We start from the raw sequence: 12258 nt of genomic DNA, 5'->3' as shown, positions 1-12258 counted from the left end.
CGTAGGTCTATGTTTTTTTGAATACTAGGGAAGAGTTTGTACCACCAAATCCAAAAGAATTGGACATAGCATACCTAACTCGCTTACTTTGTGCAGTAAGTGGAACAAGATTAATATTTTGGCAGTTTTCATCTGTGTTATTCAGATTAAGTGTTGGAGGTAATACGCTGTCTCGCATTGCTAAAAGAGATATAATCGCTTCAACACTGCCAGCTGCGCCAAGCAAATGACCTACAGCAGATTTAGTAGAAGAAATGGCTAAATTATTAACATGACCTTGAAAAACCTTCTTAGTTGCGTTGATTTCTATCACGTCACCAAGGGGGGTTGAAGTTCCATGAGCATTTATATAATCGATTTCTTCACAATTAATTCCAGCTTTATCCAATGCCATCCTCATGGCTTTTATAGCGCCAAGACCATTAGGTTCCGGTGCTGTGATATGATAAGCATCACCAGAAAGACCATACCCTACTACTTCTCCATAAATAGTCGCGCCTCTTTGCTTCGCGTGTTCATACTCTTCAAGGACCAATATACCAGCCCCCTCTCCCATCACAAACCCATCCCTATCCTTATCCCAAGGTCTGGAAGCTTCTTCTGGATGATCGTTGAAATTTGTAGACAACGCCCTAGCAGCGGCAAACCCAGCAATCCCCAATCTACAAACTGCCCCCTCTGCGCCTCCGCAGATCATTACCTTAGCGTCACCGTCTCTGATCATTTTTGCTGCATCACCTATAGCGTGAGTTCCCGTTGAACAAGCTGTAACCACTGAATGATTAGGTCCTCTATAACCATGTCGGATCGAGATATGCCCAGAAGCCAAATTAATCAAACTTGCTGGAATAAAAAAGGGGCTAATTTTTCTTGCTCCTTCATTCGATAGAATGTGAGCATTTCTTTCAATTGTAGCAAGCCCCCCAATACCAGAACCTACCAAAACGCCAGTGTTATCCTTTGTCTCATCAGATAAGTCTTTCAAATTAGCATCTGCAATTGCTTCTTCAGCAGCAGCGATTGCGTAATGAATGAACTTATCCATTTTTTTGATCTCGGGGAAGTCTAAGAACTTCCCTATATCAAACCCATCCTCTCCACCTGAAGCGATCAATCCCGCTATCTTACATTTTAAATCTTCTGTGGGGAATAAGTCATGCGGAATTTTTTGTATCCCGGATTTAGAGTTAATTATATTGTTCCACGTTTGGCTGGCCGTAACTCCTAAAGGAGTGACTAAACCAACACCTGTTACGGCAACTTTATACATAAACAGCGTTTGTTTTTGATTTGCTTAGGAGGAAGGAGAGTTAGCAGCGCGTTTCTCCACATAGTCGATAGCGTTTTGGATTGTTTTGATTTTTTCGGCTTCTTCATCTGTGATTTCTACCCCAAATTCTTCTTCTAGAGCCATTACTAACTCAACTCTATCTAGACTATCAACCCCAAGATCTTCAGCGAAGCTGCTATCCAACTTAATCTTAGAAGTATCCTTATTAAGTTGTTTGTCTATTACCTTGAGTACTCTGTCTTTAATACCATCACTCATAAAAAATACCTGTGTTAATTATAAAATTAAAGATTGTTGATGTTTAATATCACAAACTTTTACTTTTTCAAAGCATAATTTAACCATATGACCATTAGGCAATAAAATTAACGAATAAAAAACAAAGAATTGGCATGTTTAACCCTTTGTAGTACAATCAACTTATAATCTACATCCATTAATAGACGCAATGAATCTTATCAAAACATCTTTGTGCTGTATCTGTGCATATTTTCTGCTGACGCAAGTAACCTTAGCTAGATGGGCAACGAAAGAAGATGCGACGAAACGTTATAATTTTTATAATGAAGTAACAAAAATTAATAAAGACGGAACGTACGAAACCATCTTCGAGTTTGAACAAGAATTGTTAAAAGAAGCTGCCAGAGAGGAGTTAACGGTGTATAAGATTGGTTATAATGAAGGCGGTGATGAGGTGAAGATCATCGAGGCAAAATCCATTAGTAAGGGGGAAGAATATAAAGTTGAGAACAAAAAGATAGAGGACAAGCCATTGGCAAGTAGCACTAAGGGATTCGATCAAAAAAGGCAAATACTCATTCCATTCACCAATGTTGAGGTAGGAAGCAAAATATATTTAAAATTTAAATTAAAAGTAAAAAAAGTTGCCGTAGATAACCAATTTTTTAGCGCTTATGACTTTGGTTCCAGTGGAGACGAAAAAAATGTTATGGTCAGAATAGATTCAGATATTCCTCTTCATATCTTGGTAAATGACCCGCAACATGTTTTGAATATTAAGAAAGATGGGGATAAACTATCGAAGCGTATTGAACTTAGTTTGAAGAAAGAATTTTCAAGCAAACCCATAGACGAGGTTGGACCCGGTATAGTCAAGGACAAGCATTTAACCTGGGTTGCCGTTTCAAGTTTAAGCCACTGGTCTGAGCTTGGTAAAGAAATTGCAAAGGGGTATAACAAGGTAATTTCATCAGAACTGCCGCTTAGGTTTCAAAACATTGTAGATTTAGCCGCGAAAGAAAAAAGTGAAAAAGAACAGATTAACAAGGTTACTTCACTTTTACAAGATGCAATTCAGTATTTAGGGGATTGGAAAACAGTAAATGGAAGGGTATACCCAAGAGACCTTGCAACAATAGAAAAAACACAGTTAGGAGATTGTAAAGATATGGCTGTTAGCACAGTTGCGATTCTAAGCAAACTGGGATATCAAGCCAAAGTTGCAATTGTGGAAAGAGGCTTAATAGTGGATAACGATAAAATCAATTTGCCTTCACCACGTGTTTTTAATCATGCGATTGTGCATGCAATTGGAAAGGGTGGTGAAGAATATTGGATTGATCCAACTAATATGGTGAGTATGGCTGGGTATATTTTCCCTGATATTGCGGATCGATGGGCATTAATTTTGGATACGATAGACTCAAAATATACTAAAATCCCTGCGATAAATTATAAAAGTTCAGTGACTTTTGTAGATAGGGTTTATACCATAAATGCCGACGGTATAAACAAAAAAATAAGAATCGATCTCTCTGGAGAACAAGCAATGCCATTTACCGGTATGGGGTTTTATCTTTCTGACAAAGCTCTTGTGGATTTACTATATCGTGCAGTTGAAGGTAAGGATGTAGATGATTCTGACAGGAAAAAAGCTGTGATTCCAAAACTTGATTCAAGAATAGTAAAAAATTTGAGATTTGAAGTTGAGTATGATCAGAAAGATAACTTCCTAATTACCAATTTGGGCAAGGGAATTTCTTTCCCCTATATGACCTTAAAAGATTTCACGGATTCCTCTTACAATAATGTGCAAGATAATTTTATTGGCAATGAGAGGACCAGAATACAAAAGACGCTAATAAAAGGGGTAAAAATCAAAAACATCAACTCTCTTAATTTTGACATGACAACACCTTGGATCAAATTATCCAGAAAGTGCAAAACTGCTGGAGATGGAGTGGAAATTTTCGATAAATTTGAGATACTAAAATCATACGTAGCGAATGAAGAACTAAATGGCGAAAATTACAAGGCACTAAAATCCGCGTTGGAGAAGAATTATAAGAATGTTGCTTTATTGTTTAGCCCCCTAATAAAAGATTAATATTGTACATATGGTTGTATGAGTAATAGTTTATGCTTACATTGTGGTCAAGGTCTGGTTATCATCGGCGAAAGATTCTGCTGTTTAGGCTGTAAAGCAGCTTACAGTTTAATCCACAAACTAAATCTCACTGAGTATTATCAATATTGTCGTCTAACATATAACACTGCTCCGCCAAAAGTGGTAAGTTACAAAAATGAAATTAATTATGCAGAGAACGTCATTGACCTCGAAGGGGGTGGGCATAAGATTTACCTTCTAGTTGATGGGATTTTTTGTGGCTCTTGCGTTTGGTTAATAGAAAATGCGTTAAACTCCATTCCATATATAAAAGCAGCAAGAATTACAGTTTCAACCAATAGGCTAGAAATCCTCTGGGATGGTAGTAAAGAATTGGTTACGGAAATGGCGAACCTAGTCGCACGTCTTGGGTATCAAGTGTCTCCATTCAATCTGGAATTGGTAAATGATCAAGAGGTGCAAAAAGAAAAAGATATGCTGAAAGCCATCGCGGTAGCAGGTTTTGCAACCGCGCAAATCATGGCTTTGGCTCTGGCTGTATGGATAGGTAACTACAATCATAGTATGGGTGAGTATCTCCGTTGTTTTTTACACATAGTGTCTGGGATTATTGCCATCCCAACTATTCTTTATGCATCAAGAACATTTATTCAATCTGCATTAAACGGCATAAAGCAGCGTAGAATGAACATAGACATCCCAATCTCAATCGGTATTATCACGACGCTTTTAATTAGTGTGCAAGAGACACTAAGGATGAGTAACTACGCATATTACGACGCAGCTGCGAGCCTAACATTTTTATTGCTTGTTGGCAGATATCTTGACCTCAAAGCCAAAAACAAAGCAAGGGCTGGCATTAGGGCGATTATGTTCCAGCAACCAAATATAGCATATGTGGTAAGAGAAGGAAATATAGTTTGTATAGCTGCTAACGCTGTTAAAGAGGACGACATAGTCCTAGTGAAGCCAGGAGAGAAGTTTCCTGTTGATGGAACCATAACAGAAGGTGAAAGTGAGGTGGACAATAGTTTGATATCAGGTGAAACATCTCCAATCCATGTCCGCAGAGGGTCATATGTTTATGCCGGAACAATTAACCTCAATCGCAGTATTAAACTCAAGGTGGAAAAAACTGGCGACCAAACCACAGTTGCTGAAATATTAAGATTGATTGAGAATATAGAGAAAAGTAAATCAAAATTTGTGAATATCGCTGATAAAATTTCTCAATACTTCACTCCCACCATAATTTCTTTGGCAATCTTAACATTTTGCATATGGTTTTTTCAGTATCATGATAATTTCTTTAACTCAACACTCCACGCGGTTTCATTGTTGATCATCACGTGCCCATGTGCAATTGGCATTGCAGTGCCGATGGTACAGATTGTTAGTTTCTCCAAGCTTATCAAACAAGGGATATTTCTAAAAACTTCTGATGCGTTAGAAAGATTTAATCAGGTTAATACCATTGTTTTTGACAAAACCGGCACTCTAACCGCTGGCGCTCCAACATTACTGAATTTCGATGACTTCAGCAATGAAGCAAGGAGAATAGTTGCTTCTATGGCAGCAAAAAGCAATCATATTTTATGCAAAGCCATTACAGATAAATTTGATGAAGATATATTCGATCTGGAAGTCACTGAAGTTAAGGGAGAAGGGCTATACGCTAAAAGTGGTAATGATGAATTTTGGTTGGGGAAGAAGAGCTGGTGTAAAATAGAAGATCAAGGACAGAACAAAGATAGCTATTTAGAAATTTGGTATCGGAAAAATCAGGAAGAGCCAAGAAGATTAATTTTTAAAGATGAGTTAAGAAAAGAGGTGAAAAAAGTAATAGAGGCTCTAAAAGAAAGATATGATGTGATACTGCTTTCAGGAGATAGAAATTTTAATGTTACACAAACTGCAAATGTGCTTGGTATAAAGCAATTCTGGGGAGAGAAGAACTTCCAAGATAAACACGCTTTTATAGCGAAACTAACTTCTGAGGGCAGGAAAGTGCTAATGGTTGGAGATGGACTAAACGATGCTCTTGCATTAAAAACTGCATTTGCTTCAATCTCTCCAAAAACATCAATAGCTATATCTCAAAACGCAACTGATGCTTTGTACAATGGCAATTTAAATAGCATTTCAACTATCTTAAAAGTTGCTCGAAGCTCAATAATACGTATCAAGCAGAACTTTGTGCTTTCTGTTATTTACAACTGTCTTGCAATACCCATAGCGATGATGGGAATGGCAAACCCAATCATTGCAGCCATATTCATGTCCTTGTCGTCCATTACAGTAATTTTCAATTCATTAAGACGGTATTGATCAAAAGATACGACCACTAAAAACTCCTGCATAATAGAAAGAAGAAGTGGAGAAGAATAGAGCAGGCAACGACCAATTACGCAAAAAATTTGTCAAAATTTCCAATCCCCCCCTTCTCCAACCTATTTTTTAAATATATACCTCTGGTAAATCAAGGGTTGGCAAATTTATAGACGACAGAGAACTTGGAAAAGAGCTAGGAATACAAGCGATGAGCATGAGGCGCGTACATATGTACCTAAACGTTATGCGAAATCCGAAGTATGACGACGCCAATTTTTCAAGTTATCGGAGTATATTTTGTAAAAATCGACCACGGCAATAAATTTTGCCAATTTTTTTAGAAAAATTCTACACAGAGCGCTTTCCAAATTTCTCACTTTTGACGTAATCACCCAATCACTGAACTAGAAATCTATTTTCCTACTACTCATATAGAAATAAAGAAGCGTAGAGGCAAATAGACACATAGCAGCATACAATAATATCGCGCTTGAATAGCTGGACAAAATCTGCAACACAGCCAATATCGCTGCTATTGGCACCCAAGGAACAAAAGGGCATCTAAATTTTCTAGGCAAATTAGGTTGTTTATAGCGCAGATATACTGTGCTAAAACATATGACCGCAATAGTTATCAATACAAAGAAAGTGCTCATTTTTACCATTTTTTCTAACGTTATAGTTGCACTTATAACTCCCATTGATAACCCTATTAAAACAGTACTTATATAAGGAGTGTGAAATTTTTTGTGAATCTTGTTAAAAACACTTGGTAAGAACCCATCTTTTGTCATAGAGTAAAGCATTCTGATAATTGCATACTGGTGGACTAGTACCACAGAAGCAATCGCTGCGACCGCTCCAAATTTTACTAGTATCGTAAATATAGGGATTCCCATTTTTTGAGCTGCAATAGCAATGGGTTGCGCTGTATTTAGCTCAGTATAATTTACTACTCCGGTAAGCAGCGCTCCTACAAGCACATAAGTAATAGTTGAAACCAATATAGCTCCAATTATCCCTATAGGTAAATTTTTCTGTGGGTTTTTTGTTTCCTGGGCAGCAGTACATACGGAATCAAACCCGTTAAAAGCCAGAAATAGTATCGAAGCCCCTGAAACAATACCAGATACACCAAACTCTCCAAATTTTCCATTATTTTCTGGAATGAACGGAACCCAATTACTAAAGTCTATTTTTGTGAGACCAACGAAAATAAACGCAAAAAGAACGACCATCTTAATTGTGACCATAATAGCGTTTATAACCGCAGATTCACGCGTCCCTCTGTATAATACCAACATCGTGATCGACGATATTAAAAATGCAGGCAGATTAAATAATGCGTATGTCACTTCCCCATTCGCCTGCTGAATCTCTTCCCCTGTTACATGAACCCACCTTGCTGGCAAATAAATATCGTAATATTCTAAAAGGCCAACAAAGTAACTTGACCACCCATTAGCCACAGATGCTGCTGCTAAAAAATAAGCCAGCACCATAGAACAACCTATAAGCCACGCAGGAAATTCTCCCAAGGTGGCATAAGCATAAGTATAGGAACTGCCAGCAACGGGGAGCATTGAGGCAAATTCAGCGTAGCACAAGCCAGCACATATACAAATAAAGCCACACAAAGCAAATGATAGCGTAACCGCGGGGCCAGCATGTAGAGCTGCAGCAGTTCCGGTGAATACAAAAACTCCACCCCCTATGATCGCACCTATACCCAAGAGTACCAATTGGAACGCCCCTAAATTTCTTACCAAACCACCAGATGACGATGCCTCTTTTACTAAATCATCTATTGGTTTCTTTCTAAATAAATTGTTTAAACTTCTATTCTTATTACTCATTTATTAAATGCGTCAATATATCGATTGCCAAGAGTATAGAGGAATAACCCATAAATTCAAGACAAAATGTCGAAATTGTACTTTGCTGCATAAAATTTGGGGAGTGTTTTAAAAGGGATAGGAAAGAAGAAAAGAATGTGATATAAGGAGAGGGAAGGAAAAAAAAGAAAGGGAAAAATGGAGAAAATAGAATGTAAATATTGCAAAGGGAAAGGGGTATCAAAAAATGGATATGCAAGGAAAAAGCAGAGATACAAATGTAAGAGTTGTAATAAAAACTTTACAGAAGGAGATGGTAGGAAGAATTGGAAATATGGTAATAAAGAGAGGAGCATGGTGATAAAGATGTATCTAAATAACTGCGGAATTAGGAGGATAGCTCACATATTAAATATCCCGTTAAGTACAGTATTTTATTGGATCAAACAAGCAGGGAAAGTAGTAGATGAGATGGTGACGAATCAAAAGATAGAGGGAGATAAGAAGCGTATAGAGATATTAGAGATGGATGAGCTATATACATACGTCAAAAAAAAGAGAATAAAACAAGAATATGGACTGCTGTCGATAGGGACAGATTCAAAACTGTTGCGTTTAAAGTAGGTTCAGGTGATAAAGAAAATTACGTAGATTTAGCTCGTGAGCTAGGAGAAAAATACCAAATTCGTTATATGTGTACAGATGGGTATGAGGTCTATTGTCATTATAAAATTGCTCAAATACATCTGCAGACAAAGTCTGAAACTTGTTTGGTTGAGAGCTTCAATTCCTCCTTAAGGGATATGCTTGCTAGATTAAATCGCAAGACTAAACGCTTTAGCAAGTGTTCTGAAATGCTAAGATTATCCCTTGTTTTATTTTTTAACAAAGCTTTAGCTCTTTCTATCTATTTATGAACACTCCCTAAAATTTAGCATACCTCAGTAAATCAAAATTTGGCAAGGAATTGAGTGGCGATCATGATGAGCATACAAAGAAGTACACAACTAAATGCGAGAACGCGAAGATGACGGCGCCAACTTTTAAAAGACACGCTGTATATACCTCTAGTAAATCAAGGGTTGGCAAATTTATAGACGACAGAGAACTTGGAAAAGAGCTAGGAATACAAGCGATGAGCATGAGGCGCGTACATATGTACCTAAACGTTATGCGAAATCCGAAGTATTTTGAGGCCAATTTTTCAAGTTATCGGAGTATATATATGTTTATTTAGCAACACCTAACCTTTTTAGAATGAGTGATTTGTCCATGAATGGCAGCAGAACCCTGAGTTCTGGTCCTTTCCTCTGACCTGTTAAGGCAACTCTCATTGGCAAAAAAAGCTCCTGCCCTCTTTTTTTAGTACAGCTTTTTATGTTATTGATCCATAAATCCCAAGTTTCACTCTTCAACTCCCCTTCCGGCAATTGCTCCGCTGCCAGTTGGATTAATTCCTTATCTAATATCTCTGTCTGAATATCTTCTTTACACACACTCCACCATAGTCCAACTTCCTCCAATCTGTCTATGTTTCCCCTTATAAAAACCCAAAACTCTTCATAAACCTCATTAAGACCTAAATCATTTAACTTATTCTTCACCTCTTCATATCTCAGTGAATGAATAACCTTGACGTTAAACCCCGCCAACTCCTCATAATCATACTGCACAGTCGCCTTGTTCAGCTTATAGAACTCAAAATCTTTCATTATGTCCTGCACTCTTTTTTCAGGATCAACAGCATCAGAGGTTCCAATCCTAGAGAGGAATATTAATAACGCTAGTGGTAATATACCATTTTTTCTTAGGTTTTTTACATCAAACCCCCCTGTTCTTTTGGATAACTTTTTTTCTTTAGTACTGAGCAATGATATATGCGAAAATTCTGGAACTTTAGCTCCCATTGCCTCAAACAACTGTATGTGAACTGCACTATTTGAAATGTGATCTTCTCCACGTATGATGTCTGTCACCCCATATTCCGCATCGTCTACCACTGATGCTAAGCTATAAGTTAGGGTTTGATTTGCCCTCACAAGAACGGGATCACTCAAATATTTTGCACTAAATTTCAACTCACCCCTTACTTTATCTTGCCAAACTATGTCTTCATCTTTTAGCAGAAATCTCCAATGAGGCATAATTCCTTTTTGCTCTAAATCTTGCCTTTCTCCCGAAGTCAGCTTCAATGCTGCTCTATCATAAATTGGCGGCAAGTTTCTGCTAAGCAGGTTTTTCCTTTTTAAGTTTAACTCCTCTTCCGTTTCGTAACATGGGTACAACCTTCCAGACCGAATAAGTTTTTGTTTTGCATCCTCATATTTGACCATTCTGTCTGATTGATTGAATGATAAATCCCAGTTTATACCCAGCCAAACCAGGTCTTCTTTTAAGGCATCTATATACTCCTGTTTAGACCTTTCTGTATCGGTATCGTCGATTCTCAATATGAACTGCCCACCTTTTTTTCTCGCATATATCCATGCCATGATGGCGGTCCTTAAATTGCCAACATGCAATAATCCAGTTGGTGATGGTGCAAACCTTGTTACTGTGGTCATAAAATCTGTATTTTAATTTCTAAGAACTAAACATTTCACCTTTTAACCTCTTCCTATGTTAAATCATCTTGATTATTTCTCGAGAGATAAAGGCACGTTTGCTCCATCAAATCTGTGTTCCATAAAATAACATAATAAGGAGATGGTGGGACTTGCAGGACTTGAACCTGCGACCACACCGTTATGAGCGGCGTGCTCTGACCAACTGAGCTAAAGTCCCAACCCACTCCATATATAACAACAAGTGGCTACGATGTCCAGAATAAAATTACATAAATTACGGGAGTGTTTTAAAAGGGATAGGAAAGAAGAAAAGAATGTGATATAAGGAGAGGGAAGGAAAAAAAAGAAAGGGAAAAATGGAGAAAATAGAATGTAAATATTGCAAAGGGAAAGGGGTATCAAAAAATGGATATGCAAGGAAAAAGCAGAGATACAAATGTAAGAGTTGTAATAAAAACTTTACAGAAGGAGATGGTAGGAAGAATTGGAAATATGGTAATAAAGAGAGGAGCATGGTGATAAAGATGTATCTAAATAACTGCGGAATTAGGAGGATAGCTCACATATTAAATATCCCGTTAAGTACAGTATTTTATTGGATCAAACAAGCAGGGAAAGTAGTAGATGAGATGGTGACGAATCAAAAGATAGAGGGAGATAAGAGGCGTATAGAGATATTAGAGATGGATGAGCTATATACATACGTCAAAAAAAAGAGAATAAAACAAGAATATGGACTGCTGTCGATAGGGACAGATTCAAAACTGTTGCGTTTAAAGTAGGTTCAGGTGATAAAGAAAATTACGTAGATTTAGCTCGTGAGCTAGGAGAAAAATACCAAATTCGTTATATGTGTACAGATGGGTATGAGGTCTATTGTCATTATAAAATTGCTCAAATACATCTGCAGACAAAGTCTGAAACTTGTTTGGTTGAGAGCTTCAATTCCTCCTTAAGGGATATGCTTGCTAGATTAAATCGCAAGACTAAACGCTTTAGCAAGTGTTCTGAAATGCTAAGATTATCCCTTGTTTTATTTTTTAACAAAGCTTTAGCTCTTTCTATCTATTTATGAACACTCCCTAAATTACGGTCGCTACTCAAAATACAGCGGCAACACAATCCAGCTACCCAGAAAACCCCACAGTATTCGCAGTTGCAAGCTCTTACTGCACTGTCTTTGAGTCTTTTTTGTTTTCAGCTCTTTTTTTGGCTAACTCGTTAGCATAATTAAGGTCTGTTTGCGTACAAAGCCCTAAAAGAACTGGGTCTTTAGCGCGTAAATTAGCATAGTTCCAATGCGCCTTGTCACGGATGAGACTGATCGTACTTTTAGTGGTACCAACCAACTTGGATATTTGAGAATCAGACATCTCAGGACAATTTTTAAGCAACCAAGCAATGGCATTAGGTTTGTCTTGCCTTCTTGCCACGGGGATATATTTGCCTTTTTTACCACTTATTTCCTGCTCTTTCATTAGCTTAACCGTTTCCCTTGACAGGACTAACATTGCAGCGCTATCAGCTTCGCATCTTTGGATCTCTTCTTTGGTCAGCTGCCCATGCGCAACTGGATCGATTCCTTTGATACCTTTAGCTACCTCTTCATCCGCTATACCCTGTACTTCTAGCACATGCAAATCACAAAAATCTGCAATTTGCTTGAATGTAAGCGTTGTGTTTTCAACCAACCACACTGCCGTTGCTTTAGGCATTAGAGGATAATTCATTTTATTAGCTATAAAAAATCTATGACTACACTTTTATAGCAGCACAAATAGCATTTTTCAAGCTTTCATTTTGTTAAGTTTTTGATAAAAAGGTAGTCAAGCATTTCTCAAAACCCACGTTTAAACTGCCACATCG

At 37.6% G+C, this 12258-nt stretch carries 11 protein-coding genes and 1 tRNA gene; 6 read left to right on the top strand and 6 right to left on the bottom strand.

Features of this window, described 5'->3' with window-relative positions:
• Positions 1-7: 7 nt before the first annotated feature.
• Both fabF and acpP read right to left on the bottom strand, forming a co-directional pair.
• Positions 8-1270, bottom strand: a complete 1263-nt coding sequence (fabF, locus tag Bandiella_RS05185; protein WP_323732665.1) for a beta-ketoacyl-ACP synthase II — start codon at positions 1268-1270, stop codon at positions 8-10.
• 24 nt (positions 1271-1294) lie between these two features.
• Positions 1295-1549, bottom strand: a complete 255-nt coding sequence (acpP, locus tag Bandiella_RS05180) for an acyl carrier protein (RefSeq protein WP_323732664.1) — start codon at positions 1547-1549, stop codon at positions 1295-1297.
• 190 nt (positions 1550-1739) lie between these two features.
• Between acpP and Bandiella_RS05175 the strand changes: the two genes are divergently transcribed.
• Both Bandiella_RS05175 and Bandiella_RS05170 read left to right on the top strand, forming a co-directional pair.
• Positions 1740-3638, top strand: coding sequence for a DUF3857 domain-containing protein (locus tag Bandiella_RS05175; protein ID WP_323732663.1), 1899 nt, complete (start codon positions 1740-1742; stop codon positions 3636-3638).
• Positions 3639-3818: 180 nt separating this feature from the next.
• Positions 3819-5987, top strand: a complete 2169-nt coding sequence (locus Bandiella_RS05170; RefSeq protein ID WP_323732662.1) for a heavy metal translocating P-type ATPase — start codon at positions 3819-3821, stop codon at positions 5985-5987.
• A gap of 407 nt (positions 5988-6394) precedes the next feature.
• On the opposite strand, the gene Bandiella_RS05165 is transcribed toward Bandiella_RS05170, so the two are convergent.
• Positions 6395-7846, bottom strand: coding sequence for an amino acid permease (locus tag Bandiella_RS05165; RefSeq protein ID WP_323732661.1), 1452 nt, complete (start codon positions 7844-7846; stop codon positions 6395-6397).
• A 177-nt stretch (positions 7847-8023) separates the two neighbouring features.
• Between Bandiella_RS05165 and Bandiella_RS05160 the strand changes: the two genes are divergently transcribed.
• Complete coding sequence (locus tag Bandiella_RS05160; protein ID WP_323732464.1) at positions 8024-8449, top strand: IS1/IS1595 family N-terminal zinc-binding domain-containing protein; 426 nt, start codon at positions 8024-8026, stop codon at positions 8447-8449.
• Positions 8362-8742: an IS1 family transposase gene (locus tag Bandiella_RS07580; RefSeq protein WP_407651267.1), complete on the top strand. Its 381-nt coding sequence runs from the start codon at positions 8362-8364 to the stop codon at positions 8740-8742. Before Bandiella_RS05160 ends, Bandiella_RS07580 begins: the two co-directional genes overlap by 88 nt.
• 312 nt (positions 8743-9054) lie before the next feature.
• Here Bandiella_RS07580 and gltX read toward each other — a convergent pair whose 3' ends face one another.
• Together gltX and Bandiella_RS05150 are read right to left on the bottom strand one after the other, a co-directional pair.
• Entirely contained in the window at positions 9055-10389 is a 1335-nt protein-coding gene (gene gltX / locus Bandiella_RS05155; RefSeq protein WP_323732660.1) for a glutamate--tRNA ligase, read from the bottom strand.
• 143 nt (positions 10390-10532) lie between these two features.
• Positions 10533-10609 (bottom strand) — tRNA-Ile (locus Bandiella_RS05150).
• A gap of 139 nt (positions 10610-10748) precedes the next feature.
• On the opposite strand from Bandiella_RS05150, the gene Bandiella_RS05145 reads away from it, so the two are divergent.
• Both Bandiella_RS05145 and Bandiella_RS07575 read left to right on the top strand, forming a co-directional pair.
• On the top strand, positions 10749-11174 hold the full coding sequence (locus Bandiella_RS05145) for an IS1/IS1595 family N-terminal zinc-binding domain-containing protein (protein ID WP_323732659.1): 426 nt from the start codon (positions 10749-10751) through the stop codon (positions 11172-11174).
• Positions 11087-11467, top strand: a complete 381-nt coding sequence (locus Bandiella_RS07575; RefSeq protein WP_407651267.1) for an IS1 family transposase — start codon at positions 11087-11089, stop codon at positions 11465-11467. The genes Bandiella_RS05145 and Bandiella_RS07575 overlap by 88 nt, the downstream gene beginning before the upstream one ends.
• Positions 11468-11558: 91 nt before the next feature.
• Here Bandiella_RS07575 and Bandiella_RS05140 read toward each other — a convergent pair whose 3' ends face one another.
• A complete protein-coding gene (locus Bandiella_RS05140) occupies positions 11559-12122 on the bottom strand; it encodes a cell cycle transcriptional regulator TrcR (RefSeq protein WP_323732658.1) in 564 nt (187 codons plus the stop codon).
• Between the last annotated feature and the right edge of the window lie 136 nt (positions 12123-12258).

The sequence above is a fragment of the Candidatus Bandiella woodruffii genome, from assembly GCF_034359465.1.
GTDB lineage: Bacteria > Pseudomonadota > Alphaproteobacteria > Rickettsiales > Midichloriaceae > NDG2.
This window is presented reverse-complemented; position numbering and strand designations above follow the sequence as displayed.

Coding starts and splice junctions, on each gene's coding strand:
- Bandiella_RS05165 (WP_323732661.1), bottom strand. CDS start 7,846: ATGAGTAATAAGAATAGAAGTTTAAACAATTTATTTAGAAAGAAACCA.
- gltX (WP_323732660.1), bottom strand. CDS start 10,389: ATGACCACAGTAACAAGGTTTGCACCATCACCAACTGGATTATTGCAT.
- acpP (WP_323732664.1), bottom strand. CDS start 1,549: ATGAGTGATGGTATTAAAGACAGAGTACTCAAGGTAATAGACAAACAA.
- Bandiella_RS05160 (WP_323732464.1), top strand. CDS start 8,024: ATGGAGAAAATAGAATGTAAATATTGCAAAGGGAAAGGGGTATCAAAA.
- fabF (WP_323732665.1), bottom strand. CDS start 1,270: ATGTATAAAGTTGCCGTAACAGGTGTTGGTTTAGTCACTCCTTTAGGA.
- Bandiella_RS05145 (WP_323732659.1), top strand. CDS start 10,749: ATGGAGAAAATAGAATGTAAATATTGCAAAGGGAAAGGGGTATCAAAA.
- Bandiella_RS05175 (WP_323732663.1), top strand. CDS start 1,740: ATGAATCTTATCAAAACATCTTTGTGCTGTATCTGTGCATATTTTCTG.
- Bandiella_RS05140 (WP_323732658.1), bottom strand. CDS start 12,122: ATGAATTATCCTCTAATGCCTAAAGCAACGGCAGTGTGGTTGGTTGAA.